The organism is Streptomyces sp. NPDC002130 (assembly GCF_040296465.1).
GTDB lineage: Bacteria > Actinomycetota > Actinomycetes > Streptomycetales > Streptomycetaceae > Streptomyces.
In genome coordinates this window covers 1-25,597 of the sequence record NZ_JBEOXI010000058.1, presented here as the reverse complement: position 1 = coordinate 25,597, position 25,597 = coordinate 1, and the positions used below count along the sequence as shown (strand labels likewise).

General features: G+C 72.8%; 23 protein-coding genes. 9 read left to right on the top strand and 14 right to left on the bottom strand.

What is annotated here, in order from left to right; genetic code table 11:
* Positions 1 to 81 precede the first annotated feature (81 nt).
* On the bottom strand, positions 82 to 927 hold the full coding sequence (locus ABT116_RS14070) for an LLM class F420-dependent oxidoreductase (RefSeq protein WP_351632270.1): 846 nt from the start codon (positions 925 to 927) through the stop codon (positions 82 to 84).
* Between the two features lie 231 nt (positions 928 to 1,158).
* Between ABT116_RS14070 and ABT116_RS14065 the strand changes: the two genes are divergently transcribed.
* Positions 1,159 to 2,667 carry a CehA/McbA family metallohydrolase gene (locus tag ABT116_RS14065; RefSeq protein WP_351632267.1) on the top strand — a complete coding sequence of 503 codons (1,509 nt, stop codon included), beginning with the start codon at positions 1,159 to 1,161 and terminating at the stop codon, positions 2,665 to 2,667.
* Here ABT116_RS14065 and ABT116_RS14060 read toward each other — a convergent pair.
* Positions 2,664 to 3,482 (bottom strand): endonuclease/exonuclease/phosphatase family protein, encoded by an 819-nt coding sequence (locus tag ABT116_RS14060; protein ID WP_351632265.1) that lies wholly within the window; start codon positions 3,480 to 3,482, stop codon positions 2,664 to 2,666. The genes ABT116_RS14065 and ABT116_RS14060 overlap by 4 nt on opposite strands.
* A 99-nt stretch (positions 3,483 to 3,581) precedes the next feature.
* On the opposite strand from ABT116_RS14060, the gene ABT116_RS14055 reads away from it, so the two are divergent.
* Positions 3,582 to 3,974, top strand: coding sequence for a nitroreductase/quinone reductase family protein (locus ABT116_RS14055; protein ID WP_351632263.1), 393 nt, complete (start codon positions 3,582 to 3,584; stop codon positions 3,972 to 3,974).
* Positions 3,975 to 3,980: 6 nt separating this feature from the next.
* Here the strand turns inward: ABT116_RS14055 and ABT116_RS14050 are convergent, their stop codons facing one another.
* The 6 genes from ABT116_RS14050 to ABT116_RS14025 all read right to left on the bottom strand — a co-directional run bounded on the left by ABT116_RS14050 (position 3,981) and on the right by ABT116_RS14025 (position 11,418).
* Positions 3,981 to 5,432, bottom strand: a complete 1,452-nt coding sequence (locus ABT116_RS14050; protein ID WP_351632261.1) for an aldehyde dehydrogenase family protein — start codon at positions 5,430 to 5,432, stop codon at positions 3,981 to 3,983.
* Complete coding sequence (locus tag ABT116_RS14045) at positions 5,429 to 7,159, bottom strand: N-acyl-D-amino-acid deacylase family protein (protein WP_351632258.1); 1,731 nt, start codon at positions 7,157 to 7,159, stop codon at positions 5,429 to 5,431. Before ABT116_RS14045 ends, ABT116_RS14050 begins: the two co-directional genes overlap by 4 nt.
* Before the next feature lie 98 nt (positions 7,160 to 7,257).
* Complete coding sequence (locus ABT116_RS14040; RefSeq protein ID WP_351632255.1) at positions 7,258 to 8,376, bottom strand: LLM class flavin-dependent oxidoreductase; 1,119 nt, start codon at positions 8,374 to 8,376, stop codon at positions 7,258 to 7,260.
* A 97-nt stretch (positions 8,377 to 8,473) separates the two neighbouring features.
* The gene (locus ABT116_RS14035; protein ID WP_351632252.1) at positions 8,474 to 9,244 is read right to left on the bottom strand and encodes an SDR family NAD(P)-dependent oxidoreductase; all 771 of its coding nucleotides are present in this window, start codon (positions 9,242 to 9,244) and stop codon (positions 8,474 to 8,476) included.
* A gap of 9 nt (positions 9,245 to 9,253) precedes the next feature.
* Positions 9,254 to 10,156, bottom strand: a complete 903-nt coding sequence (locus tag ABT116_RS14030) for a TIGR03619 family F420-dependent LLM class oxidoreductase (RefSeq protein ID WP_351632303.1) — start codon at positions 10,154 to 10,156, stop codon at positions 9,254 to 9,256.
* Positions 10,157 to 10,170: 14 nt separating this feature from the next.
* Positions 10,171 to 11,418 (bottom strand): amidohydrolase family protein, encoded by a 1,248-nt coding sequence (locus ABT116_RS14025; RefSeq protein ID WP_351632249.1) that lies wholly within the window; start codon positions 11,416 to 11,418, stop codon positions 10,171 to 10,173.
* Positions 11,419 to 11,644: 226 nt separating this feature from the next.
* Between ABT116_RS14025 and afsR the strand changes: the two genes are divergently transcribed.
* Positions 11,645 to 14,704 (top strand): SARP-family global regulator AfsR, encoded by a 3,060-nt coding sequence (afsR, locus tag ABT116_RS14020; protein ID WP_351632247.1) that lies wholly within the window; start codon positions 11,645 to 11,647, stop codon positions 14,702 to 14,704.
* 228 nt (positions 14,705 to 14,932) lie between these two features.
* Complete coding sequence (locus ABT116_RS14015) at positions 14,933 to 15,109, top strand: hypothetical protein (protein ID WP_344466760.1); 177 nt, start codon at positions 14,933 to 14,935, stop codon at positions 15,107 to 15,109.
* 85 nt (positions 15,110 to 15,194) lie between these two features.
* Here the strand turns inward: ABT116_RS14015 and ABT116_RS14010 are convergent, their stop codons facing one another.
* Together ABT116_RS14010 and ABT116_RS14005 are read right to left on the bottom strand one after the other, a co-directional pair.
* Positions 15,195 to 15,524 (bottom strand): hypothetical protein, encoded by a 330-nt coding sequence (locus ABT116_RS14010; protein WP_502983865.1) that lies wholly within the window; start codon positions 15,522 to 15,524, stop codon positions 15,195 to 15,197.
* 65 nt (positions 15,525 to 15,589) lie between these two features.
* Positions 15,590 to 15,871, bottom strand: coding sequence for a hypothetical protein (locus tag ABT116_RS14005; RefSeq protein WP_351632242.1), 282 nt, complete (start codon positions 15,869 to 15,871; stop codon positions 15,590 to 15,592).
* A 117-nt stretch (positions 15,872 to 15,988) separates the two neighbouring features.
* Here ABT116_RS14005 and ABT116_RS14000 point away from each other — a divergent pair, with 117 nt between their 5' ends.
* Positions 15,989 to 16,915 (top strand): SMP-30/gluconolactonase/LRE family protein, encoded by a 927-nt coding sequence (locus ABT116_RS14000; RefSeq protein ID WP_351632240.1) that lies wholly within the window; start codon positions 15,989 to 15,991, stop codon positions 16,913 to 16,915.
* Here ABT116_RS14000 and ABT116_RS13995 read toward each other — a convergent pair.
* Complete coding sequence (locus tag ABT116_RS13995; protein WP_351632237.1) at positions 16,881 to 18,512, bottom strand: FadD3 family acyl-CoA ligase; 1,632 nt, start codon at positions 18,510 to 18,512, stop codon at positions 16,881 to 16,883. The genes ABT116_RS14000 and ABT116_RS13995 overlap by 35 nt on opposite strands.
* Before the next feature lie 97 nt (positions 18,513 to 18,609).
* Here ABT116_RS13995 and ABT116_RS13990 point away from each other — a divergent pair, with 97 nt between their 5' ends.
* Genes ABT116_RS13990 through ABT116_RS13975 form a run of 4 tightly spaced genes read left to right on the top strand, consistent with a single transcriptional unit; the run spans position 18,610 to position 21,965 of the window.
* Positions 18,610 to 19,770, top strand: coding sequence for a lipid-transfer protein (locus tag ABT116_RS13990; RefSeq protein WP_351632234.1), 1,161 nt, complete (start codon positions 18,610 to 18,612; stop codon positions 19,768 to 19,770).
* Positions 19,771 to 19,780: 10 nt separating this feature from the next.
* Positions 19,781 to 20,194, top strand: a complete 414-nt coding sequence (locus tag ABT116_RS13985; protein WP_351632231.1) for a Zn-ribbon domain-containing OB-fold protein — start codon at positions 19,781 to 19,783, stop codon at positions 20,192 to 20,194.
* Positions 20,191 to 20,964 (top strand): enoyl-CoA hydratase/isomerase family protein, encoded by a 774-nt coding sequence (locus ABT116_RS13980; protein WP_351632228.1) that lies wholly within the window; start codon positions 20,191 to 20,193, stop codon positions 20,962 to 20,964. The genes ABT116_RS13985 and ABT116_RS13980 overlap by 4 nt, the downstream gene beginning before the upstream one ends.
* A gap of 50 nt (positions 20,965 to 21,014) precedes the next feature.
* The gene (locus ABT116_RS13975) at positions 21,015 to 21,965 is read left to right on the top strand and encodes an alpha/beta fold hydrolase (RefSeq protein WP_351632301.1); all 951 of its coding nucleotides are present in this window, start codon (positions 21,015 to 21,017) and stop codon (positions 21,963 to 21,965) included.
* Between the two features lie 23 nt (positions 21,966 to 21,988).
* Here ABT116_RS13975 and ABT116_RS13970 read toward each other — a convergent pair whose 3' ends face one another.
* From ABT116_RS13970 to ABT116_RS13960, 3 genes are all read right to left on the bottom strand, one after another.
* Entirely contained in the window at positions 21,989 to 22,591 is a 603-nt protein-coding gene (locus ABT116_RS13970) for a hypothetical protein (protein ID WP_351632226.1), read from the bottom strand.
* A 198-nt stretch (positions 22,592 to 22,789) separates the two neighbouring features.
* Positions 22,790 to 25,189 (bottom strand): protein serine/threonine kinase AfsK, encoded by a 2,400-nt coding sequence (gene afsK / locus ABT116_RS13965; protein WP_351632223.1) that lies wholly within the window; start codon positions 25,187 to 25,189, stop codon positions 22,790 to 22,792.
* Positions 25,190 to 25,383: 194 nt separating this feature from the next.
* A partial coding sequence (locus ABT116_RS13960) for a VOC family protein (RefSeq protein WP_502983864.1) occupies positions 25,384 to 25,597 on the bottom strand: 214 nt, incomplete at its 5' end.

The window sequence follows — 25,597 nt, the reverse complement described above, 5'->3', positions numbered from 1 at the left end:
CCGCGCACCGGTGTTCCCGACCCTGTTGTTGACCCGCAGTTTAGTAGGGATCACCAACCGCCCTGCCCCACAGGGGAGTTGTCAGAGGTACCCGGCGAGGCCGTCCAGGGTCTTGAGCACCTCCGTCTCCCCCGCCGGGGGCAGCTGCACCACGACCTCCTCGATGCCCAGGTCGGCGTAGTGGGCGAGCTTGCCCGGGGTGGGGTGGACGGCGTAGGGGACGACCTGGAGGGCCCGGGGGTCGCGGCCGGCGTCGGCCCAGGCGGTGCGCAGGACCGGCAGCGCCTCGCCGAGGCCCCGGCCGCCGATCGGCAGCCACCCGTCGGCGTACTCGCCGATGTGGGCGAACAGCTTGGGTCCGGCCGCCCCGCCGACGAGCGTGCGCGGGCCGGTGACCGGGCCGCGCGGCTTCCGCACGGGCTTGGGATACGCGTGACTGGCCCGGACGCTCCCGAACTCCCCCTCGTACGCGGTCGGCGCCTGGGACCACAGGGCCCGCATCAGCGCCATCCGGTCCCGGACCAGCTCGCGCCGGGTGCTCCACCGCACGCCGTGGTCGGCGGCCTCCTCGACGTTCCAGCCGAAGCCGACTCCGAGGGTGAACCGGCCGCCGGAGAGATGGTCGAGGGTCGCGACCCGCTTGGCCAAGTCGATCGGGTCGTGCTGGGCGACGAGCGTGATGCCCGTGCCGAGCCCGAGCCGCCCGGTGACGGCGGCGGCCTGGCCGAGCGCCACGAACGGGTCGAGAGTACGGCCGTACTCGCGCGGCAGCTCCCCGCCCGCCGGGTACGGGGTGGTCCGCTCGACGGGGATGTGGGTGTGCTCGGGCAGATACAGACCGGCGAAACCGCGGTCCTCCAGCTCCCGGGCGAGCCGGGTCGGGGTGATCGTCTCGTCGGTGAGGAAGATCGTCACGGCGATGCGCATGACGTATCTCTACCGGAGGGCACCCCGACTGTCGATACCGACCGGTCGGACTTTCGGATGAGCGGAGCGCGCGCCGGACGGCCGACAGCCGGTGCCCCCACCGCGATTCCCTGATGGTCGCCGTCCAATTCCCCTCCCTTGCACGCCGGTTCACCGCTGACTACAAGAGTGCACACGCACCACCGCGCACCACCCGTGCCACGTCACCGACGACACCTGGGGAGCAGCAGCATGTGCGAGGACAGCCACGGCGGGTTCGGCAGGCGCGCCCTGTTCGTGACGGGAGCGGCGGTCGCGCTTACCTTGGGAAGCGTGAGCTTCGCTGCAGCGGGCGACGGGGACCGGGAGAGCAGGACCGTGCGCGGCACGCTGCCGCCCGGCTCGCCGGACTTCGTGTACGTGCCCGTCGAGGTCCCGGCCGGTGTCCGGGAGCTCAAGGTCTCCTACGCCTACGACCGGCCGTCCGTGCCGGCCGGCACCGCGGGCAACGCCCTCGACATCGGCGTCTTCGACGAGCGCGGCACCGAGCTCGGCGGCCGGGGCTTCCGTGGCTGGTCGGGCGGGGCGCGCACCGAGTTCTTCCTCCGCGCGGACGACGCGACGCCCGGCTACGTCCCGGGCCCGGTGCGCGAGGGCACCTGGCACATCGCGCTCGGGCCGTACACGGTCGCCCCGCAGAGCCTGTCGTACGAGATCACGGTGACGCTGACGTACGGGGAGCCGGGCGAGGCTCCCGAGCCGGTGTATCCGCCGGAGCGGGCGAAGGGCCGGGGGCGGGCCTGGTACCGGGGCGACTGCCACCTGCACTCCTGGCACTCCGACGGCCGCCGCACCCCCGCCGAGATCGGTGAACTGGCCCGGGCGGCCGGCCTGGACTTCATCAACTCCTCCGAGCACAACACGCACACGGCGCACGCCCACTGGGCCGACGTGGCCGGGGACGACCTGCTGGTCATGCTGGGAGAGGAGATCACCACTCGCAACGGGCACGTCGTCGCGCTCGGCACCGACCCGGGCACCTTCGTGGACTGGCGGTACCGGGCCCGTGACAACCGCTTCGGCCGGTTCGCCCGGCAGATCCGCCGCGCCGGCGGCCTGGTCGTCCCGGCCCACCCGCACGCCACGTGCGTCGGCTGCAACTGGAAGTTCGGCTTCGCCGAGGCGGACGCCGTGGAGGTGTGGAACGGCCCCTACACGCCCGACGACGAGGTGGCACTGGCCGACTGGGACAGCATGCTGGTGGCATCCGTGCGGGACGGGCGCGACTGGATCCCGGCCATGGGCAGCAGCGACGCCCACCGCTCCCCGGACGCGGTGGGCAGCCCCCAGACGGTCGTCCTCGCCGACGACCTGACCCGGGAGGCCATCCAGGAGGGCATCCGGGCGGGACGCTCCTACATCGCCGAGTCCGCGAGGGTCAGCCTGTCGCTGCGGGCGTCCGGCGGACGCGGCGAGCACGCGGGCATCGGCGAGCGGCTCACCGTGGGCCGCGACACCCCCGTCACCGTCCGCCTGGAGGTCACCGGCGCGCCGCGCTGCACGGTCCGCCTCGTCACCGACCAGGGCGTCCTCCACACCAGCGCCCCGCTGCCGGTCTCCGGCTCGGGCGTCGTCGAGTGGCGGACGACCCCGTCGTACGCGGCGTACGTACGGGCCGAACTCCGGCACGAGGCGGCGGCGGGACCACTGCCGGGGGCCCTCGCGGCGTTCACCAATCCGATCTTCCTGGGGCGCGACTAGGCGGTGCCCAGGTCGGCGACGACCGCCGCGTGGTCGGAGGGCCACACCCCGTCGACCGGGCCGTCACAGGCCCGCCGTACGTCCTGGACGCGGCCGAGTCCGTCGGGGCCGGGCGGGCCCACGTGGATGTAGTCGATGCGCACACCGGGCTCCCAGGTGCGGGCCACGTACGGATTGGCCGGGTCCCAGGTCACGGACGGGGCGGCCGGGTCGGCGTACTCCCACGCGTCCAGGAGGACCTGGCCGGGCACGGCCGGGGCGGTCTTGTAGCCGCCGAGGAGACGGACCTCGTCGGAGTCGGGCCAGGCGTTGAGATCACCGGTGACGACGGGCGGGAAGGAGGTGTCGCCGCGGTGCCGGGCGACGAAACCGGCGAGCGCGGCGGCCTGGCCGCAGCGGACCGCCGAGGCGTCCGGGGCGGAGGTGAAGTGGGCGGTGAAGAAGGGGACTTCGTGACCGGGGGCGGCCAGGCGGGCGTAGAGGGCGAGGCGGCCGTCGTCCGTGTCGGCCGGGGCGGGCAGCGGCAGCACGTCCTGGTCGACGACCGGCCACCGGCTCAGCACGGCGTTGCCTATGCCGACCGTCGGGTCCCCGATCCGCCGCTGCCAGCGCTCCGGGGCGGGCGAGGCGCCATAGGCACAGTGCAGGTCCAGCTCACCGGCGAGCCACTCGGCGAGGTTCTCGCCGTCGGCCGCCCACACCTCCTGCAGTCCGACGACGTCGGGCCGCAGCTCCCGCAGGGCCGTGAGGATCGCCTTCTGCCGCGTCTGCCACGGGCCGAAGCGCCACCACAGGTTCCAGGTCACGATCCGCATCCGCAGCCACCCGCTCTCCTCGTTGCCGCGTGAGGGATCATTGAAGCAGGATCCCTTGCAGAAACCGTGAGAGCTTCGTGCGAAGGAGACCCGCAGACGATGTCCCGCCGCACCGACCTGAGGTTCCGGGCGACCACAGCCTTCCAGCGCCGCCTCAACCCGCTCCTGCGCCGCCTCCCCTTCCAGACGGTCCTGGAGACGACGGGCCGCGTCTCCGGACTGCCCCGCAGGACACCGGTGGGCGGGCGCCGCGTCGACGACTCCTTCTGGCTGGTGTCGGAGTTCGGCGAACGGTCGCAGTACGTACGCAACATCAAGGCCGATCCGCGCGTACGGGTGCGGATCCGGGGACGCTGGCACGAGGGCACGGCGCATCTGATGCCGCAGGACGATCCGGTGGCGCGACTGCGGGCACTGCCCCGGGTCAACAGCCTGGGGGTGCGGGCGCTGGGCACGAATCTGCTGACGGTGCGGGTGGACCTGGATTGCTGAGAGGCGTCAGCCCGGCCACACGATCGACTGCACCTCGCTGTAGGCGTGCAGGGCGTAGGAGCCGACGTCGCGGCCCACTCCGCTCTGCTTGAACCCGCCGAAGGGTGCCTCCATGTTGCGTCCCACGGTGTTGATCCCGACCCCGCCGGCCCGCAGCCGCCGGGCCACCCGGAAGGCCCGGGCCACGTCGCCCGACCAGACGTAGTCGATGAGGCCGTAGTCGGTGTCGTCGGCGAGCGCGATGCCCTCCTCCTCGTCGTCGAAGGGGATGACGACCACCACCGGCCCGAAGATCTCCTCGCGGGCCACGCGCATGTCGCCGGTGCAGTCGGCGAGGAGGGTCGGGGCGACGTAGAAGCCGGACGGCAGGTCCGGGCGTTCGCCGCCCGCCACCACCACCGCGCCCTCCTTACGGCCCAGTTCGATGTAGGACTCCACGCGGTCCCGGTGCGCCGCCGAGATCACCGGCCCGACCACGGTGTCCGGCTCCCGCGGGTCACCGACCTTCAACCGGCCCGCGTAGGCCGCCAGTTGTTCCACCAGCCGGTCGTGGATCCCGCGCTGCGCCAGCACCCGCGTCGGTGCCGTGCAGATCTGCCCGCTGTAGAAGGAGAAGGTGGTGCCGATCCCGGCGACGGCCGAGCCGAGGTCGGCGTCGTCGAAGACGAGCGCGGCGCCCTTCCCGCCCAGCTCCATCAGCTGCCGCTTCATGCCCCGCCCGCACACCTCGGCGATCCGCCGTCCGACCGCCGTGGAGCCGGTGAAGCTGACCATGTCGACGTCCGGCGACGCCACGGCAGCCTCACCCACCTCGGTACGCGCGCCGCTGACGACGTTCACCACACCCGGCGGGACGCCCGCCTCCTGAAGCGCCTCGGCCATCCGGTAGACCGACAGCGGATCCTGCGGGGCCGGTTTCACCACGACCGTGTTGCCCATGGCCAGGGCCGGGGCGACCTTCCCGGCCGGGTTGGCCCAGGGGTTGTTGTACGAGGTGATACAGGTGACGACCCCGACGGGCTGCCGGACGGCCACAGCGCCCATCACCCCGGCCTTCCCCATCGGCCCGGCCTCGTTGATCTGGGGCGGGATAGGCCACTCGGCGGGCTCCACGCGCGCGTAGCGCCGGAAGCGGGCGGCGGCGACCCCGACCTGCATGGCACGTGCGGTGCCGCGGGTCGCTCCGGTCTCGGCCCGGGCCAGCTCCGCGTACTCCTTCAGTCGGCCGGCGATGATCCCCGCCGCCCGCCCCAGGACCGCGGCCCGCTCCTCGGGTGCGGTGCGCGACCACGGCCCGAAGGCCTCGCGGGCCGCGGCACAGGCCGCGAGCACCTGATCCCGCGAGGCCTCGGGCGCCCAGCCGACGGTCTCCTCGCTCGCCGGGTCGGTCACCTCGTAGTGGCCGCAGTCCGGCTCCACCCAGGAGCCGCCGACGAACAGCGGCTGCCGTGCCGTCACCGCGTGCTCACCGTCTCCGTGTCCCGCCCGGAGCGGAGCACCCGGCCCGGTACGGCCCCGGTCACCACGTCGTCCCGGATCGCCTCGACGCCGTTGACCCACACGGCCCGCACGCCCAGCGCCCGGGAGTCCAGCCGCGGGCTGTCGCCCGGCAGGTCGTGCACCAGGGTGGCCGGACCCGCGTCGATCCGCTCCGGGTCGAGCAGGACCAGGTCGGCGTGCCAGCCCTCCCGCACCTGCCCCCGCTCCCGCAGCCCGAAGAGCCGGGCCGGGTCGTCGGTCAGCATCTTCACGGCCTGCTCCAGACCGACCAGCTTCCGGCCCCGCAGGCAGTCCCCGAGGAACCGGGTGGTGTACGGCGCCCCGCACATCCGGTCCAGATGGGCGCCCGCGTCGGACCCGCCGAGCAGCACGTCCGCGTGCTGCCAGGTCTGGGCCCGCAGCGCCCAGGACGCCGGGTCGTTGTCGGTCGGCATCGGCCACAGCACCGTGCGCAGCCCGTCGTTGGCGCAGATCTCCACCAGGCAGGCGAAGGGCTCCTGCCCGCGCTCCTCGGCGATGTCCTTCACCACGCGCCCGGTGAGCCCGGCGTTCGCCTCGCTGTAGGTGTCGCCGATGACGTACCGCCCGAAGTTCGCGAGCCGCCGGAAGACCCCCGCCTCCTTGGAGTTCGCCCGCCGCAGCAGCTCGGCCCGCACGTCCGGGTCGCGCAGCTTCTCGATCCGCTCGGGCACGGGCAGCCCGAGCACCGGCCCCCACCCGGGGATGAGATTGAGCGCGCAGAAGGTCCCCAGCGACATGTTCATCGGCGTGAGGATCGGCATGGTGAGCGCCACGACCCTGCCGCCGGCCTTCCGCGCCTGCTCGCTCGCGAGCAGCTGCCGGGGCACGCGCTCGGGAACGGCCGCGTCGATCGTCAGCACGTTCCAGTTCAGCGGCCGCCCGGCCACCGCGCTCATCTCCACGAACAGATCGATCTCGGCGTCGCTGAACTGGTCCAGACAGCCCGCGACGATCGCCTCGATCTGCGTGCCCTCGCACTCCCCGACGGCCCGCGACAGCGCCAGCAGCTCGGCCGGCTGGGCGTGCCGCGAGGCGACCGGCCGCCCGTCCCCGTCGGAGTGGCTGCTCGACTGGGTCGTGGACAGACCCCAGGCCCCGGCGTCCATGGCCTCCCGCAGCAGCCGCACCATCGCGGCGAGCTGCTCCTGACTCGGCTGCCCGCCCACCGCGTCCGGCCCCATCACATACCGCCGCAGCGCACAGTGCCCCACCATGAACCCGGCGTTGACGGCGATCCGCCCCTCCAGGGCGTCCAGGTACTCCCCGAAGGAATGCCAGCTCCAGGGCGCCCCCTCCTCCAGCGCCACCAGCGCCATGCCCTCGACCCTGGACATCATCCGCCGCGTGTAGTCGGCGTCCTCGGGCCGGTCGGGATGCAGCGGCGCGAGCGTGAACCCGCAGTTCCCGCCGGCGACGGTGGTGACGCCGTGGTTGAGCGAGGGCGTGGCGTACGGGTCCCAGAAGAGCTGGGCGTCGTAGTGGGTGTGGGGGTCGACGAAGCCGGGGGTGAGGACGAGGCCGTGAGCGTCCTCGGCGGTCCGGCTTTCCTCGGTGACCCGACCGATGACAGCGATCCGCCCGTCGCGGATGCCGACGTCGGCGGTGTAGCCGGGCCCACCGGACCCGTCGACGACGGACGCCCCTTTGATGACGTGATCGAGCATGACCACTCAACTCCCTTGAGACCGATGCCTTGAAGGGGCGCGGGGAACTGCGCGAACAACCACAACGCACACCGCACACCGCACCCGCCGACGAAAGCTCAGGCCCCCTGACGGAACCGCGAAGTCCGATGCACAGGATCCGTATCGATCTTGGGAATCACGTACTCCCCGACCAACCGGATCGTCTGCAGCGTCTCCTCCTTCGGCACCCCCACCGGCAACCCGAAACTCAACTGATCCGCCCCGGCCCGCTCCCACCGCTCACACTGCCGCAGCACCTCGTCCGGATCCCCGCAGATCAGCAGCTCCTCCTCGATCAGCACCTCCACGAACTCCTCGGTGTACTCCGGCAACGTCTCCGGCCACACCGGGAACCCCTCGGGCCGCGGGAACGTGTCGTGGTACCGGAACACCAGCGACGGCAGATAGTGCAGCCCCCCGCTCGCCGCGATCCGCACGGCCTCCGCATGGGTCGGCGCACAGATCGCCGTGGTCGTCACCATCACGTTGTCGTTCAAGAAGTCCCCGACGGGCTCGGCGTCCACGATCGCCGTCTTGTACTGCTCCAGCACCCACTCCATGTCGGAGACCTTCTGCACGCTGAAGCCGAGCACGCCGAGCCCCTTCTTCGCGGCCATGGCGTACGACGGCGGCGACCCGGCCGCGTACCACATCGCCGGGTGCGACCCGCCGTACGGCTTGGGCAGGACCTTGCGCGGCGGCAGCGACCAGTGTTTGCCCTGGAAGCCCTGGTACTCGTCCTGGAGCCACATCTTGGGGAACTCGGCGATGGTCTCCTCCCAGAGTTCCTTGGTGTGGTTCATGTCGGTCACCCCCGGCATGAACCCGAGGATCTCGTGCGACCCGGCGCCCCGCCCGCTGCCGAACTCGAAGCGGTTGCCGCTGAGGTGGTCCAGCATGGCGACCTTCTCGGCGACCTTCACCGGGTGGTTGACCGGGGCGAGCGGGTTGAAGATCCCGGAGCCCAGGTGGATCCGCTGGGTCGCGTGCGCCAGGTATCCGAGGAAGACGTCGTTGGCGGAGAGGTGCGAGTACTCGTCCAGGAAGTGGTGCTCGGAGGCCCAGGCGTACTTGAAGCCGGACTTGTCCGCCTGGATGACGTACTCGGTCTCCTCCATCAGCGCCTTGTGCTCGGCGAGCGGGTCGGTCTCGGCCCGTTTGCCGACGTATCCCTGAACGAAGATGCCGAATTCCAAGGAGGTTCACCGCCCCACGGTCAGTTCTGACGATGCGTCAGATTTATGGCTCCGACTGTTCCACCGGCCTCCGGGAGCGTCAATACCTGATGGCACGTCAGATGACGTTGACCCCTGCCAGCCACCCGCCGTCGATCACGAACGGCTGTCCCGTGATGTACGAGGAGTCCTCCGAGGTCAGGAACAACGCGAGCCTCGCCACCTCCTCGGGCCGCCCGACCCTGCCCAGCGGCACGAGCTTGCGGTACAGCCGGTCGAGGCCCTTCGCCGCCTCCTCCGGATCGGCGTCCGGGTCGAGCCGGGCCGGGTTGGCCATCGCGGTGTCGATCGCCCCCGGGCAGACGGCGTTGACCCGTATCCCGCGCCCCGCCAGCTCGAGGGCGGCGACCCGGGTCAGACCGACCACGGCGTGCTTGGTCGCCGCGTAGGAGCCCACCGCGGCCATCCCGGTCAGGCCGGTGCAGGAGGCGGTGTTCACGATCGTGCCCCCGTCGGCCATCTCCGGGGCGACCGCCTTGATGCCGAGCAGGCAGCCCACCTGGTTGACCTGCACCACCTGCATGAACTCGTCGAGAGGCGTGTCGAGGAGGGAGTTGAAGCGCAGGATGCCGGCGTTGTTGACGAGCCCGTCGACATGGCCGTACGCGTCCTTGGTGGCGGTGACGGCGGCCCGCCAGTCGTCCTCCCGGCCCACGTCGAGATGGACGTACCGCGCGCCGATCTCCTTCGCGAGGGCCTCGCCCTGGTCGTCGAGCACGTCCGCGACGACCACCCGGGCGCCCTCGGCCGCGAACAGCCGCGCCTCCTGTTCGCCCTGGCCGCGTGCGGCGCCGGTGACGATGACGACCCTTCCGTCGAGCTTGCCCATGGGGTCTCCTCACAGCTCGGGGGCGACCTCGGCGCCGAACGCCGCGATCTGGTCGGTGAGTTCGTCGCGGCTCCGGCTGCGGAACCGCACCTGGATCTGGTGCACGCCCATAGCCCGGTACGCCCGCAGCGACTCGGCGAGCCGCTGCGGCCCGCCGGTCAGGGTCCGGCGCCCCACCTCCCAGCGGGGCGTGCCCACGTACAGCGGTTCGGCGATGGCACCCACGGTGAACGGGCCCTGCACACCGGCCTGCTCGCGCAGCTCCCTGATGCGGCCGATCTGCGCGGGCAGCCGGTCCCGCGGGTCCCCCTGCGGGAGCCAGCCGTCGCCCTTGAGCGCGGCCCGGCGTACCGCGGCGGGCGAGGAGCCGCCGACCCAGAGCGGAACAGGGTCCTGCGTCGGCCGGGGCCGCTGCCCGAGCCCTTCGAAGTCGTACAGCTTGCCGTGGTGCTGGGGGAACTCGTCGGGGCCGAGGGCGGCGCGCAGGGCGTCGATCGACTCGTCCAGGACGGCCCCGCGCCGGCGGAAGTCGACGCCCAGGGCCTCGAACTCCTCCTGGACGTGCCCGGCGCCGACCCCGAGGATCAGGCGACCGCGCGAAAGGTGGTCGAGGGTGGCGTACTGCTTGGCGGTGAGCAGGGGGTGCCGCAGCCCGACGATCGCGACGTGGCTGAGCAGCCTGACGCGTTCGGTGGCGGCGGCGAGGAAGGCGAGGGTGGCGACGGGGTCGTACCAGACGGTGCTCATCGCGGCGGCGAGCCGACGCGGGATGCCGACGTGATCACAACCGGCCAGATAGTCGAATCCGGCCCGGTCGGCGGCGCGGGCGATGTCCAGCAGGTCGCCGGGCCCGGCCTCCGCCTCCCAGCCCTCCGCGTAGAGGGTGCTCTGCGACTGGACGGGCAGCTGCATCCCGTACCGCAGGCTCACCGTGCCCCACCGCCGCCGCCCGGCCACAGGCCCTCGGCCGTCAGCCCGAGCAGCTCGATGGCGTTGCCCCGCACGATCCGCTCGACCACGTCGGGTTCCAGGTGCCCCATCTGCGCCTCGCCGACCTCGCGGGACTTCGGCCAGGTGGAGTCGGAGTGGGGGTAGTCGGTCTCGTAGAGGACGTTGCCGACGCCGATGGAGTCGAGGTTGCGCAGCCCGAAGGCGTCGTCGAAGAAGCAGCCGTAGACGTGCTCGGCGAACAGTTCGGACGGCGGCCGGTGCACCTTGTCGGCGACGCCGCCCCAGCCGCGGTTCTCCTCCCACACCACGTCGGCCCGCTCCAGGATGTAGGGGATCCAGCCGATCTGGCCCTCGGCGTACATGACCTTGAGGTTGGGGAACTGCTCGAACTTGCCGCTCATCAGCCAGTCGACCATGGAGAAGCAGCAGTTGGCGTACGTGATGGTGGAGCCGACGGCGGGCGGGGCGTCGGCGGAGGTGGAGGGCATGCGGCTGCTGGAGCCGATGTGCATGGCGACGACCGTGCCGGTCTCGTCGCACGCCTGGAGGAAGGGGTCCCAGCCGTCGGTGTGGATGGAGGGCAGCCCGAGGAAGGGCGGTATCTCGGAGAAGGCGACGGCACGCACCCCGCGGGCGGCGTTGCGCCGGACCTCGGCCGCCGCCAGCTCGGCGTCCCAGAGCGGGATGAGGGGCAGGGGTATGAGCCGCCCGCGCGCGTCGGGGCCGCACCACTCCTCCACCATCCAGTCGTTGTAGGCCCGGACGCAGAGCAGGCCCAGCTCGTGGTCCTCGGCCTCGGTGAAGGTCTGGCCGCAGAAGCGCGGGAAGGTCGGGAAGCACAGGGCGGACTGGACGTGGTTGACGTCCATGTCGGCGAGCCGCGCGGTGACGTCGTAGGAGCCGGGCCGCATCTGCTCGTAGGTGATGACCTCCAGCCGGATCTCGTCCCTGTCGTACCCGACGGCGGTGTCGAGCCGGGTCAGGGGCCGCCGCAGATCCTCGTAGACCCACCAGTCCCCGACGGGGCCGTCGTCCCCGGGCTGTCCCATGACCGGCTTGAAGCGCCCTCCGAGGAAGGTCATTTCCTTCACGGGGGCCCGGACGATCCGCGGTCCGGCGCCCTTGTACTTCTCCGGAAGCCGGTCCTGCCAGACGCTCGCGGGCTCCACGGTGTGGTCGTCCACGGAGATGATCAGCGGAAAGGTGCTGTCGTGGGTGTCCATGGCGCTCACGGTAGCGCCGATCTGACGGGGCGTCAGCTATGCGTACGGGGGCGGGTTCCGGCCGAGATGGCGTGATGCACGCGGTGCGGCCGGGCGCGTGCGAAGAGAGTGTGCAGACCTGGTGGACTCCCGCACGCCGCCCTGTGATCGGCGTCTCCCACGGCTGACGTATCCGCCGCCAACAAGGCAAACTGGCCTGGTTGCTCAGGATGTCTAGGGGGACTGCATGGACGGTGTACCGAACGGTGTGCCGCGCGTACCGGAGCAGCGGCGTCCCGACGCCACGCGGGAGTCGGCGACGACGGCTGGACCCGCGCCCTCGAGGACGGCCGAACCGGCCGAGTCCGCGGCCCTGCGCTTCGGCGTGCTCGGCCCCGTGCGCGCCTGGCGCGGAGACGAACCCGTCGCCACCGGCTCTCCCCAGCAACGCGCCCTGCTCGCCGCCCTGTTGCTGCGCGAGGGCCGGACGGCCACGGCGGCGGAGCTGATCGACGCCCTGTGGGGTGAGGAACCGCCCTCGCAGGCGCTGGCAGCGGTACGGACGTACGCCTCCCGCCTGCGCAAGGTGCTCGGCCCCGGCGGCGAGGCAGGCCGGCCGGGCGGGACCGGGGCCGCCACCGCCGTCCTGGTCAGCGAGTCCGGCGGCTACGCGGTCCGCGACCTCGCCGAGGGCGCCCTGGACCTCACCGTCGCCCAGGACCTGGCGACCGAGGCGGAGAAGGCCCGCTCCGCCGGCGACCTGTGCCACGCCCGCGCCACCCTGCGCCGCGCCCTCGCCCTGTGGGACGGGGAGACCCTGGCCGGAGTGCCCGGCCCCTACGCGGATGCCCAGCGCGTCCGTCTGGAGGAGTGGCGGCTCCAGCTCCTCGAGTCCCGCCTGGACATGGACCTGGAGCAGGGCTGCCACGCCGAGGCCGTCTCCGAGCTCACCGCCCTCACCGCGGCCCATCCGCTCCGGGAGCGGCTGCGCGAGCTCCTGATGCTGGCGCTCTACCGCAGTGGCCGCCAGGCCGAGGCCCTGGCCGTCTACGCCGACACCCGCCGTCTGCTCGCCGACGAACTCGGCGTGGACCCGCGCCCCGGCCTGAGCGAGCTGCAGCAGCGGATCCTCCGGGCCGACCCCTCACTTGCGGAGCCCTCCTCCCCGGCGCCCGAGCCGGCCTCCGTCCCGGTCCGTCCGGCACAACTGCCCGCGACCGTGCCGGACTTCACCGGCCGCTCCGGCTTCGTACGGGAACTCGGCGAGATCCTGGCCTCGGCCGAGGGCCGGGTCATGGCGGTCTCGGCCCTCGCGGGCATCGGCGGCGTCGGCAAGACGACCCTCGCGGTGCATGTGGCCCACCAGGCGCGCACGGCGTTCCCGGACGGGCAGCTGTACGTCGACCTCCAGGGCGCGGGCGCCCGGGCGGCGGAGCCGGAGACGGTCCTCGGCTCCTTCCTGCGCGCCCTCGGCACGGCCGACTCGGCGATCCCCGACTCCCTGGAGGAGCGCGCGGCCCTGTACCGCTCGGTCCTGGCCGGGCGCCGGGTGCTGGTCCTGCTGGACAACGCCCGCGACGCCGCCCAGGTACGCCCCCTGCTGCCCGGCACGGACGGCTGCGCCGCGCTGGTCACCTCCCGGGTGCGGATGGTGGACCTGGCGGGTGCCCACCTGATCGACCTCGACGTGATGTCCCCGGACGAGGCGCTGGCGCTGTTCACGAAGATCGTGGGCGAGGAGCGGGTGGCGTCCGAGCGGAAGGCCGCCCTGGACGTGGTGGCGGCCTGCGGCTTCCTCCCACTGGCCATCCGCATCGCGGCGTCCCGTCTCGCGGCCCGCCGCACCTGGACGGTGTCGGTCCTCGCGGCCAAGCTCGCCGACGAGCGCCGCCGCCTGGACGAACTCCAGGCCGGCGACCTGGCCGTCAAGGCCACCTTCGAACTCGGCTACGGGCAGCTGGAACCCGCCCAGGCCCGCGCGTTCCGCCTGCTCGGCCTGGCGGACGGCCCCGACATCTCCCTCACCGCCGCCGCCGCGGTCCTGGACCTGCCGGCCGAGGACACGGAGGACCTGCTGGAGTCCCTCGTGGACACCTCCCTCCTCGAATCGGCGGCCCCCGGCCGCTACCGCTTCCACGATCTGGTGCGGCTCTACGCGCGTGCCTGCGCGGAACGGGACGAACTGCCGCCGAGCGAGCGGGCGTCGGCGCTGTCCCGGCTGCTGGACTTCTACCTCGCGTCCGCGGCCGGGGTGTACGCGATCGAGCGGCCGGGCGACCGGCTGGTGGATTACCTGGAGCCCACGTCGTACCCGGGGCTGCGGTTCGACGACCGGCACGCGGCGCAGGACTGGCTGTACGCGGAGGCGATGTGCCTCCTCGCCTGCGCACGGCAGTCCGCGGGACGGCCGGAGAGCCTCCCCCGGGCCATCGACATGCTGTGGGCCGCGCACGACCTCTCCGAGTCGGGCGCCAACTCCAAGGAGTACGAGGCGACGGCCGGGGCGCTCGTCGGCGCGGCCCGCTCGCACGGCCTCGGGCGGGCGGAGGCGCGGGCGCTGATGACGCTCGTCAACGTCCACCACGTGAGCGGCCGTTTCGAACGGGCCGAGGAGGAGGCGGAACGGGCCATCCTGCTCGCCCAGGAGTCCGACGACCTGCTCCCCGTCTGCTGGGCCCGCAACGCCCGCGGCATCATCGCGCTGTACCAGAACCGGCACACGGACGGCGAGGAGCACCTCTCCCGGGCCATCGAGCACTTCCGGGCCCTGGGCGACCGCCCCGGCGAGGCCGCCGCGCTCTGCAACCTCTCCCGGATCCACCTCGCGACCGGGCGCACCCAGAGCGCTGTCGCACTGGCCCAGGAGGGCATCGACATCTACGACGGCATGGGCAACTCCATGCGCGGCGCGAACGCCCGCTACGCCCTCGGGCTCGCCCTCACCCAGAGCGGGGAGCTGCGCAACGCGGCCGACCGGCTCCAGGAGGCGCTGGAGGTGTTCCGCGACAGCAGGCAGCGCCTCTGGGAGGGCATGAGCCTGTTCCGGCTGGCCGAGGTGGATCTCGCCGCCCGGCGTGCCGCACGGGCCGCCGCGAACGCCGAGATGGCGCTCACGGTGCTGCGCGGGATCGGCGGGGAGTGGCGGCGGGGCAACGTCCTCACGGTTCTCGGGCGGGCGCTCAGCGGCATAGGCCAGACCGGCCGCGCCCAGGTCTGCTGGCAGGAAGCGGCCGGGATCTACGAGGAGTTGGGCTCGCCCGAGGCGGCCGAGGTGCGGGCGCTGCTCTCCCCGGTGCAGGCGGCCTGAGGGTCCGCCGGGGCGTCGTCGGGGCGTTCATCATTCGTTTATCGCCTCCCGTCATGATGGACGCAGTCGATCCGTCGCGTCGGGGGGCAGACGGGTCGCCGCACGGGCCTCGCCCTGATGTTGAAGGGGTGAGCGGCCCGGGTGGGCCCGTCCGGCCATCCTCGGGGGAGTGACCGGGCGGGCCCGCCGACTTCACTGCTTGATCCATGCCAAGGGGAGTTGACGATCATGGGCGACGAGCTCAAGCCGCAGGACCTGCACGCCACCGACGAGCCGCTCAAGACCGAGGACCTGCACGCCACGGAAGAGGGCGCCGTCAAGAAGCAGGACCTGCACGCCACGGACGAGCCGCTGGAGACGAAGGACCTGCACGCCACGTCGGAGCCTTTCAAGCCGACGAAGTAAGCCACCGGTACACGGGGATCGGCCGCGGCGGCGCGGAGGGGGAGCCGTCGCGGCCGAGGTGTGTGCACGGGGAGGCGGCGTCGCGTCAGAGTGGAACGACCCGTACGCCCGGCCCGCACAGTTTCCCCATGTCGTCCTCGTCGGATGTGAAGAGCACCACGCCCGCGGGCTGCCGGCTCGCGATCACGGCAAGGGCCGCGTCGATCGCGTACTCGTGGCCGTGCAGGCCGGTGTCCTGGAGCAGGGTGACAGCCGCCTCGGCGACCTCCCGGGTCACGGGTTCCACGACGACACGCGACATCGCCCATGCCCAGGCCGCCCGTCTCACCCGGCCGTGGTACGCCTCGATCAGCGTCATCGAGCTGGTCACGACGCGGATACCGGAACGGTGCGCGTCCTTGAGCCGCGCGAGCATCACCCGGTCGCCCAGGACGACCCTGGACAACGCCTCGCAGTCCAGCACGTAGCAGGACGGCACCACTAGCTCGCCCTCCGGTGTCGCTCGCCGGCCTGCCCCGGGCCCTGCTCGGTGAAGTGGCGCTCGAACTCCCTGCGCTCGGCCTCCGCCGAGGCGAGCTCATCCTCGGTGACGGGGCCGTGCTCCTCTTCCAGCCAGGTCACCAGTTCTCCCAGCCGGTCCTGCTCGCGCTGGCGCTCTATGGCCCGTGTGACATAGGCGCTGAAGCCGCCGGACCCGACCTCGTGCCGGATCTCCTCGGCGAGCTCCTCCGGCAGCGTCACGGTGTACTTCTTCGTTGCCATACCACTTACCATACCGGCCGGGCGTGCCGTCGTCCCGGCAGAGTGCGCCGCCGGTTCCGGCGCGCGATAGTGGACCCGCGCAGATCACCCGTCGGCCCACTCATGAAGGCGGCCCCCATGCCCGGCGAGCAGCCCCATCTCTACGAGACCCTCGACGAGCGGTTCCGGACGGGCAGGTGTCAGGCGGGGGATTCGCGGCTGGAGACGCTGTACGAGGGGTGCCGGTGGGCCGAGGGGCCGGTGTACGTGCCCGCCGGGCGGTATCTCGTGTGGAGCGACATCCCGAACGACCGGCTGCTGCGCTGGGACGAGACGACCGGGGCCGTCGGGGTGTTCCGCTCCCCCGCCGGGTACCCGAACGGCAGCACCCTGGACGGCCAGGGCCGTCTCATCACCTGTGAGCAGGGCAATCGGCGGGTGACCCGGACCGAGCACGACGGCTCGGTGACCGTGATCGCCGAGCGGTTCCGGGGCAAGCGGCTCAACAGCCCGAACGACGCCGTCGTGAGGTCGGACGGGTCGGTGTGGTTCTCCGACCCCGAGTTCGGGATCGCCACCGACTACGAGGGGCATCGCGCCGAGAGCGAGATCGGTGCCCGGAACGTCTACCGCGTCGACCCCGCGAGCGGCGAGGTGCGGCTGGTCGCCGACGGGTTCCAGGGGCCCAACGGGCTGGTCTTCTCGCCGGACGAGCGGCGGCTGTACGTGTCGGACAGCGTCGCCAACCACATCCGCGTCTTCGACGTCCACGAGGACGGGACCTCGCTCTCCGGCGGTGAGGTCTTCGCCGCGTGCGCGCTCGGCAACTTCGACAACATCCGGTTCGACGACCAGGGGCGGCTGTGGGCCGCCGCCATGGCCGGGGGCGTGCACTGCTACGACCCCGACGGCACGCTGATCGGCCGCATCCTGGTGCCCGGCACCGTCGCCAACGTCCGGTTCGGCGGGGCCCGGCGCAACCGCCTGTTCATCGCCGCCGACACCACCCTGTACTCCCTGATGATGTCGGTCACGGGGACCCCGGCCCTGCCGCCCGGCCGGTGACCGCGTCCCGCAGCGCGCCCTTCACGACCTTCCCGCTCGCGTTGCGCGGCAGCTCGGCGACGAACGCCACGCTTCTGGGGACCTTGTAGTTCGCCATCTCCCTGCGGGACCAGGCGATCAGGTCGTCGGCGGTCAGCAGGGCGCCGGGTCGCCGTACGACGTAGGCCCGCCCGACCTCCCCCAGCCGGGCGTCGGGTACGCCGATCACCGCCACGTCGGCCACGTCCGGGTGGAGGCCCAGGAGCTGCTCTATCTCGGCGGGGTAGGCGTTGAAGCCGCCGACGATGAACATGTCCTTGAGGCGGTCGGTGATGCGCAGGTTGCCCGCCGCGTCCAGGACGCCGACGTCGCCGGTGCGCAGCCAGCCGTCCTGCGACAGCACCTCGGCGGTGGCCTGTTCGTCCTCGTAGTAGCCGGTCATGACGTGGAAGCCGCGCACCAGGACCTCGCCCGGCAGCCCGGGCGCCAGGGGCCGGCCCTCGGGGTCCACGACCCGTAGCCGCGTGCCGGGGATGGCCCGGCCCGACGTGGACGCGATCACCGTCGGGTCGTCGCCGCGGCGGCACATCGTGACGACGCCGCTCGCCTCGGAGAGGCCGTAGGCGGTGAGGACCGTGTCGACGCCGAGTTCGGTGCGCAGGCGCTCCACGAGACGCAGCGGCACGACCGCCGCTCCGGTCACGACCAGGCGCAGGGCCGTCAGGTCGTGGGCGTCGCGGGCGGGGTGGTCCAGGAGGGACTGGAGGAGGGTCGGGGGGCCGGGGAGCACGGACACCCGCTCGGCGGCGATGTTGGCCAGGACCGTGGTCACGTTGAACACCGGCTGGGGGATCATCGTCGCGCCCCGCATCAGGCAGGCGATCACCCCGGCCTTGTAGCCGAAGGTGTGGAAGAAGGGGTTGACGATCAGGTAGCGGTCGCCCCGGGTGAGGCCCGCCAGGTCGCCCCAGATGTCGTAGGCGCGCAGCGTCTGGCCGTGGGTGATGACCGCGCCCTTGGGGCGGCCCGTCGTGCCCGAGGTGAAGATGATGTCCGAGGGCCAGGACCCCTGGACGGCAGCGGACCTCTCCCGTACGTCCGCCGTCCCCACCCCCTCCCCTGCGGCCAGGAAGTCCTTCCAGGTCAGGAAGTCCGCCGGGGCGTCGCCCGAGAGGACGACCGCGTGCTTGAGGGCGGGCAGGCCGGGCAGCGGGCCGGTGCCCGGGCCGTCCCCCGCCGCCCTGCGCAGGGACGCCACGTACGAGGTGCCGAGGAACGTGCCGGTCACGAACAGCAGTCGGGCGCCGCTGCGGCGCAGGACGTCCGCCGCCTCGGTGCCCTTGAAGCGGGTGTTCAGCGGGACGAGCACGGCACCCGCCGAGACCGCGCCCAGGGCGCCGACGATCCAGTCGAGCGAGTTCGGGGCCCAGACGGCGACCCGGTCGCCCGGTTCCACGCCGGTCGCCAGGCAGGCCGCCGCCGCGCGCTCCACGCGGGCGCCCAGTTCCGCGTAGGTGACGCGGGTCCGGCCCTCGACGACGGCCTCCGTGTCCGCGTAGCGCTCGGTCGCCGTCCTGACCAGGTCCGGAACGCTTGCCCATGCCGTATCCGCTCGCACAGCGCGCCTCCCGACGACGTAGGAGCTGACTACCCGTCAGATTATCGGTAATCTGACGGCCTGTCAGCGACCGTTCGGCCCCGGAGGTGCGCGCAGCATGGCAGCAGGATCGGGAGGCCTCAAGGACGCCACCGCTCTCGTCGGCATAGGCCAGACACCCTTCGCCAAACGGCTCCCGGAGGACGAACGCACCCTCGCCTGCCGTGCCGTCCTGGCCGCTCTCGACGACGCCGGGATCGCGCCCGGCGAGGTCGACGCCCTCGCCTCCTACACCATGGAGGAGACCGACGAGGTGGAGCTGGCGAAGGCGTGCGGCTTCGGCGACCTCACGTTCTTCAGCAAGGTCGGCTTCGGGGGCGGGGGTTCGTGCGCCACCGTCGCCCATCTCGCCGCCGCCATCGCCGCCGGGCAGGCGAGCGTGGGGGTGGCCTGGCGCTCCCGCAAGCGGGGCAGCGGGCCGCGGCCCTGGACGAACACCACCGTCCAGCTGCCGACCCCGGCCCAGTGGACCCGCCCGTTCGGGCTGCTGCGGCCCGCCGACGAGATCGCGATGCTCACCCGCCGCTATATGCACGAGTACGGCGCCACCCGCGACCACCTGTTCAACGTCGCCCTGGCCTGCCGCAACCGGGCCAACCAGAACCCCGACGCGATCATGTACGAACGGCCCCTCACCCGCGAGATGTACATGACCTCCCGCTGGATCAGTGAGCCCCTCTGCCTCTTCGACAACTGCCTGGAGACCGACGGGGCGCTGGCCTGTGTCGTGGTCTCCGCCGAGCGGGCCCGCGACTGCCGGCGCAGGCCCGTGTACGTCCACTCCGCCGCCCAGTCGCTCCCGGCCCAGCACCACGGCATGGTCAACTACTGGAACGACGACCCCCTCACCGGCCCCGCCTGGGCCGCCGCCCGGCACCTGTGGAACCACTCCGACCTGGCCCCCGAGGACGTCGACGTCGCCCAGATCTACGACGCCTTCACACCCCTGGTCCTGCTCTCCCTGGAGGGCTACGGCTTCTGCGGGCGCGGCGAGGGCGGGACGTTCACCGAGGGCGGGGCGCTGGAGACCGGCGGGCTGCTGCCGCTGAACACCGGCGGGGGCGGGCTGTCCGAGGCCTACGTCCACGGATTCAACCTCATCAACGAAGGGGTCAGGCAGCTGCGCGGCACCAGTACCGCGCAGGTCCCGGGCGCCTCCGCCTGTCTGGTCACGGCGGGTGAGGGGGTCCCGACCTCCGCCCTGCTGCTGAGGAGTTGAGGAGCCACCGATGCTGCGTCCCGTCCCCGACACCGACGGCCGTCCCTTCTGGGAGTACGCCGCCCAGGGCGAACTCCGCGTCCAGGCCTGCGCCGCGTGCGGCGAGTTCCGCTTCCCGCCCCGGCCCTGCTGCCCGCACTGCCAGTCCTTCGCGAGCGAGTGGCGGCCGGTGTCCGGCCGGGGCCGGGTCTGGTCGTACGTCGTCGCCCATCCGCCGCTGCTGCCCGACTACGCGGCGCGGGCGCCGTACAACGTGGTCGTCGTCGAGCTGGACGAGGCGCCCCGCATCCGGCTGGTGGGCAATGTGGTCGCCGGGGCCGGACAGCCCCTCGGCTCCCTGCCACCGGAGCACCTGCGCATCGGGGCGCGGGTGCGGGTGGTCTTCCACGACGGCCTTCCCCAGTGGGTTGTGGAGCGTTCATGAGCAGTGTGCTCGTACGGGCCGACCGGGACAGCGGGGTCGCCGTCGTGACGCTGAACCGGCCCGGGCGGCTCAACGCCATCGACCTGGCCATGGCCGACGAACTGGCCTCCACCTGGGACGAGTTGCGGTTCGACGACTCCGTGCGGGCGATCGTTCTCACCGGGGCCGGGGAGCGGGCCTTCTGCACCGGCATCGACCGGGACGCCGTCGTCCCGCAGCCCAACTCGCCGTACGCGCAGGACGATCCGCTGCTCGGCATCGGTCCGAAGGCGAACGACCTGTGGAAGCCGGTCGTCGCCGCCGTGCACGGCATGGCCTGCGGAGGGGCCTTCTACCTCCTCGGCGAGGCGGAGTTCCTCGTCGCCGACACCACCGCCTCCTTCTTCGACCCGCACACCACCTACGGCATGGTCAGCGCCTACGAGTCGGTGCTCATGGCGCAGCGCATGCCGTTCGGGGAGGTCGCGCGGATGGCGTTGATGGGGACGGCGGAGCGGATCTCGGCCCGACGGGCGTACGAGACCGGGCTGGTGTCGGAACTCGTGGCGGAGGGAGAGGCATTGGGTGCGGCGACCGCGTGCGCCGCCGTCCTCGCCGGGTATCCGACCGAGGCCGTGCAGGGGACCGTGCGGGCGTTGTGGGCCGCGAGTGAGGCGGGCCGGGCGCAGGGGCTCGCACAGGCACCGCACCTCATCGCACTCGGGAACGCGGCGGGCGAGCGGCAGACCCGGCTGTTCGCGGGGCGGTCGCGGGAGTACCGGTTGCGGTAGGAAATTGTTTCCTCCTACACGCGTATGCTCGGGGCGTGGTTGCGCATCGGATGATCGACGTCAATGGCATACAACTGCACATCGCGGAGCAGGGCGAGGGCCCGCTCGTGGTGCTGCTGCACGGTTTTCCGGAGTCCTGGCACTCCTGGCGGCACCAGTTCGGGCCGCTCGCCGAGGCCGGTTTCCGGGTGGTCGCGCCCGACCAGCGGGGGTACGGCGGCAGCGACCGCCCCGAGGACGTGTCCGCGTACAGCATCCTCCACCTGGTGGGAGACGTGGTCGGACTGATCCACGCGCTGGGCGAGGAGCGGGCGTTCGTCGTCGGGCACGACTGGGGCGCCCCGGTGGCCTGGCACACCGCACTGCTGCGGCCCGACGTGGTGCGCGGGGTGGCCGGGCTGAGCGTGCCGCCGCCGTTCCGTGGCAGCCGGCCTCCGCTTCAGGCCATGCAGGAGCGGTTCGAGGGCCGCTTCTACTGGAACTACTTCAACCGGCCCGGGGCCGCGGAGGCCGAGTTCGCCGCCGACACCCGCACGGCACTGCGCAAGCTGCTGTACTCCACCTCCGGTGACGCGCCGGGCGCCGGGCGGCCCGAGCAGGCCCTGGTCGACCCGGAGCGCGGCTGGCTCGCGGACGCGCCGAACCCCGAGGTGCTGCCCGCGTGGCTCACCGAGGGCGACCTCGACGTGCTCACCGAGAGCTTCGAGCCGGGCTTCACCGGCGCCCTCAACTGGTACCGCAACCTGGACCGCAACTGGGAGCTGACCGCCCCCTGGCAGGGCGCGGTCGTGTCCCCGCCCGCGCTGTACATGTACGGCGACCGGGACCTGGTCCCGGCCTTCCCGGGCACACCCGAACTCATCGAGCGGCTGCCCGAGCTGATGCCGAACCTTCGCCGCAAGCCGCTCGTGCTGCCGGGCTGCGGCCACTGGACGCAGCAGGAGCGGCCCGCCGAGGTGAACGAGGCGCTCATCGAGTTCCTGACGGAGCTGCGGGGCTGACGTCCCGTCGCCAGGGGCCCCTGTCAGTCGTCGACGGGGGCCCGGCCCTCGACCTTGCAGCGGTCGACCGAGTCCACCAGGCCGGAGCCGCCCACCCGGACGTCGACGGTGGCCTTGCCGTTCGCGGGGACCGTGACGTCGCCGCCCCGGCTGACGACGGTGATGCCCAGGTCGTCCTCGAAGGTCACCGAGACGGAGAAGTCCGCCGTGCGGCCGTTGGGGTTGCTGACCTCGACGGTCGCGTAGGGGGCCGCCGGGGTCGCGCAGCTCACCAGCCTCGCGATGCCGTCCTTCAGGGCCTTGCCGCTGCCGGAGCCGGACGTCGGCGTGGAGCCGTGGTCCGGCCTGCGGGTGTAGGAGCCGCCACCGGTGCCGCTGCCGTAGTCATCGTCGTCGTCGGAGCCGTAGGAACCGCTGGAGCCGCCCGAGCCGTAGGCGCCGCCGCTCGACGTGGACGACCTCGAACTGTCGTGGTCCTGGCCGGCGCTGCTGCACCCGCCGCCGCCTCCACCGCCGCTGTGGCCGTTGCTGCCGCCGCGGCCCCGGCCGGAGGAGAAACCGGTCAGTGCCAGCACCACCAGGACCAGCACCGCCGTGAACCTGAGCCCGCGCCCCCGTGTCTGCATACCGGGAAGCCTAGTGATCATCTGTCACGGTCATGTCACCGCGTGGCGACCGGGGCGTGCCCGGCGTAGCGTCGTGGGTGGAAGCGGTGAACGGACCGCTTCCCATCGAACGACGGCCGCCGTCCGGAGCCCCTTCCGTACGCCGGTGCGACGGCCGTCCCGGGCCGGTCGGGCGGTCCGGCGGCCGTCCCGGACCCGTCAGGCCGTGCGCGCCGTGCCCGTGCCCTTCTCCGCGTCCAGCGCGTACACGCAGCGGTCCTTGCTGCACGCGTACACCACTCCGTCCCGGACGACCGGGGAGCCGGTGATCTCGCCGCCGGTGGCGAGCTTCCAGCGCAGCCGGCCGTCGTCGGCCTTCAGGGTGTAGAGCAGGTGGTCGGTGGAGCCGAAGTGGATACGGCCCTCGGCGACCGAGGGGGCGCCCACGATGTCGCCGCCCGCCTGGAAGCGCCACTTGGGCGTGCCGGTGACCGCGTCGAGGGTGTAGAGGCCCTTGCCGCTGCCCACGTGGACATGGCCGGCGGCGACCAGGACGGGGTCGACGCAGGAGCGGGACTCGGTGGCGATGCGCCAGCGGTCGCGGCCGTCGGTGGCGTCGAGGGCGTAGACCGTGCCGAGGTAGTCGGCGAGGTAGATGCCGCCGCCGGTGACGGCCGGGCCGGGGACGAAGGTGGGCGGGCAGAGGAACACGGCCGGGGCCTCGAAGTGCCACTTCACGTGCCCGGCGGCCACGTCCAGGGCGAGGACGCGGGTGCCGGCGCAGACGTAGACGTAGCCGTCGGTGGCCTGGGTGAGCCGGATCGGGACGCCGCCGCAGGAGGCCGCGTCGCCGATCGGGTAAGACCAGCGTTCCTCGCCGGTGCGGGCGTCCAGGGCGCGCAGCCGGGCGTCCTGCCACACGTAGACCGTGCCGTCGTGCAGGACCGGTCCGGCCTCGGGGGACTCGAAGTCGGTCTGGCAGCCGGTGATCTCCCAGAGCTTCTGGCCGCCGGAGGCCTCCCAGCCCTGGACGCCGCCGCCGCGGGTGCCGGTGACGACGGTGCCGCGGCCGGCCTGGAGCGTGTAGACCCAGGCGTCGGTCTGCAGACGCCACAGGTCGGCGCCCTCACGGGCGTCCAAGGCGAACAACGTGGGCCCGTCGGAGGCGTGGATCCGGCCCTCAGCGACCGCCATGGACCAGGCGACGTCCCGGGTCTTGAAGCGGCGGCGGCCGGTGGCGACGTCCAGGGCGTGCACCTCGAAGGAGGTGACGTAGACCAGGTCGTCGGCGACCGCGGGCGTGCCCCAGACGTCGTTGGACATGCGGAAGCGCCAGGGCCGCCAGCCGCCGGCCTGCTCCGGCGGCGCGGCCGGGGCCGGGGGTGCGGCGACGGCCGGGCCCACGGCGGGGCCGGTGCCGTTGACGCCGGGGCGGGGCTTGGCCCAGGAGGCGGCGAGGGCGGCCTCGGGAGGGGGTGCCTTCACGGCGGCGGCACGCACGTCGGCGACGCGGGGGCCCGGGCCGATGGGCACCTGCGCGCCGGCCAGCCGGACGGGGCCGGTGTCGGGGCCGCCGGCCGGGGCGGCCACGGACGCGGCGGGCACGGGCGCCGGGACGACGGGGTCGTGCGCGGGCGGGGGCGGGATGGGCGCGGGACCCGGAGCGGGGCCGGGGCGTCCGCCGCCGCTGCGGCCGGCGCCCTGGGCGGGCTTGCCGGCCGGGCGGCCGTTGCGGCGGGACTCGATCAGGCCCACGGCCCGCTCGGGCAGCCACGCGGAGGCCGTGCCGCTGTCGTCGGAGCCGGAGCCGAAGAGGTGCGGGGCGAGCTGGGCCTGGAGGTCGGCCGGGTTGGGACGGGCCGTGGGGTCCATCTGCATACAGGACTCGATGAGCGGACGCAGCTCGTCCGGGAGCCCCTCCAGGTCCGGGCCCTCGCGCAGCAGCATGAAGACCGTCTCGACCGGGTTGGCGCCGTGGAAGGGCGGGTGTCCGGTGGCGGCGAAGACCAGCATCGAGCCCAGGGAGAAGACGTCGCTGGCGCCGGTGACGCTGCGGGAGTCCTTGGCCTGCTCGGGGGACATGTAGGCGGGGGTGCCGACGGCGACGTTCGTCATCGTCAAACGCGTGTTCGACACGCCCGACGCGATACCGAAGTCGATCACCCGGGGGCCGTCCTCCACGACGAGGACGTTCGACGGTTTGAGGTCGCGGTGCACCAGGCCCGCGCCGTGGATGGACTGGAGCGCCTCGGCCACGCCCGCCGCCAGCCAGCGCACCGCCTGGGCCGGCATCGGGCCGCAGTCGTTCACTATCTCCTCGAGGGAGGGCGCGGGGACGTACGCGGTGGCCAGCCACGGCACGGCGGCACGCGGGTCGGCGTCCACGACCGCGGCCGTGTAGAAGCCGGAGACGGCGCGGGCCGCCTCCACCTCACGCGTGAAGCGGACCCGGAACAGCTGGTCCTCGGCGAGCTCCGTCCGGACGGTCTTGATCGCCACACGCCGGCCGGACGCCGAACGCGCGAGATAGACCAGCCCCATGCCGCCGGCACCCAGCCGTCCCAGCACCTCGAACGGCCCGATCCGCCGCGGATCGTGCTGCGTCAGCTGATCCACCACTCTGCCTGCCACCTCCCCGTACGAGCCGCGCCGAGCCACATGTTCCACGCGACCTTCGTGCAGCGTCTCACCACCGCACCGCCATGGCGGCACGCACCCTGATTCTTCCTGGCCGGAGCCCTGGTTGCGAACCCGGTGACAATTGGGATGTCTCGGTATGGAAGTGATCAAATGATGAGCAAACGATGCCCCGCTCAGCGGTGCAGCAGCGCGAAGGAAGCCCCCTGATTGTCCGTGACGACGGCGACCTCTCCGTACGAGGTCCGGAAAGGCGGGGCCTGGACCCGGCCGCCGAGCCGCCGCACGTCCTCCAGAGCGGCCGGTACGTCCTCGACGGCGAAGTGCACGAGGAAGTGGGGCGGCATCCGGTCGGAGAACACGTCCGTGACGGGGGCCCGGCCGAAGTCG

Excerpts from the sequence above, each read along its gene's own strand:
- ABT116_RS13985 (WP_351632231.1), top strand. The coding sequence starts at position 19,781 with ATGCTGCGTCCCGTCCCCGACACCGACGGCCGTCCCTTCTGGGAGTAC.
- ABT116_RS14005 (WP_351632242.1), bottom strand. The coding sequence starts at position 15,871 with ATGGCAACGAAGAAGTACACCGTGACGCTGCCGGAGGAGCTCGCCGAG.
- ABT116_RS14070 (WP_351632270.1), bottom strand. The coding sequence starts at position 927 with ATGCGCATCGCCGTGACGATCTTCCTCACCGACGAGACGATCACCCCG.
- ABT116_RS14065 (WP_351632267.1), top strand. The coding sequence starts at position 1,159 with ATGTGCGAGGACAGCCACGGCGGGTTCGGCAGGCGCGCCCTGTTCGTG.
- ABT116_RS14045 (WP_351632258.1), bottom strand. The coding sequence starts at position 7,159 with ATGCTCGATCACGTCATCAAAGGGGCGTCCGTCGTCGACGGGTCCGGT.
- ABT116_RS13980 (WP_351632228.1), top strand. The coding sequence starts at position 20,191 with ATGAGCAGTGTGCTCGTACGGGCCGACCGGGACAGCGGGGTCGCCGTC.
- ABT116_RS14030 (WP_351632303.1), bottom strand. The coding sequence starts at position 10,156 with ATGCAGCTGCCCGTCCAGTCGCAGAGCACCCTCTACGCGGAGGGCTGG.
- ABT116_RS13990 (WP_351632234.1), top strand. The coding sequence starts at position 18,610 with ATGGCAGCAGGATCGGGAGGCCTCAAGGACGCCACCGCTCTCGTCGGC.
- ABT116_RS14000 (WP_351632240.1), top strand. The coding sequence starts at position 15,989 with ATGCCCGGCGAGCAGCCCCATCTCTACGAGACCCTCGACGAGCGGTTC.
- ABT116_RS14010 (WP_502983865.1), bottom strand. The coding sequence starts at position 15,524 with ATGCTCGCGCGGCTCAAGGACGCGCACCGTTCCGGTATCCGCGTCGTG.
- ABT116_RS13975 (WP_351632301.1), top strand. The coding sequence starts at position 21,015 with ATGATCGACGTCAATGGCATACAACTGCACATCGCGGAGCAGGGCGAG.
- ABT116_RS14025 (WP_351632249.1), bottom strand. The coding sequence starts at position 11,418 with ATGGACACCCACGACAGCACCTTTCCGCTGATCATCTCCGTGGACGAC.
- ABT116_RS13970 (WP_351632226.1), bottom strand. The coding sequence starts at position 22,591 with ATGCAGACACGGGGGCGCGGGCTCAGGTTCACGGCGGTGCTGGTCCTG.
- ABT116_RS14055 (WP_351632263.1), top strand. The coding sequence starts at position 3,582 with ATGTCCCGCCGCACCGACCTGAGGTTCCGGGCGACCACAGCCTTCCAG.
- ABT116_RS14035 (WP_351632252.1), bottom strand. The coding sequence starts at position 9,244 with ATGGGCAAGCTCGACGGAAGGGTCGTCATCGTCACCGGCGCCGCACGC.
- ABT116_RS14060 (WP_351632265.1), bottom strand. The coding sequence starts at position 3,482 with ATGCGGATCGTGACCTGGAACCTGTGGTGGCGCTTCGGCCCGTGGCAG.
- afsR (WP_351632247.1), top strand. The coding sequence starts at position 11,645 with ATGGACGGTGTACCGAACGGTGTGCCGCGCGTACCGGAGCAGCGGCGT.
- ABT116_RS14015 (WP_344466760.1), top strand. The coding sequence starts at position 14,933 with ATGGGCGACGAGCTCAAGCCGCAGGACCTGCACGCCACCGACGAGCCG.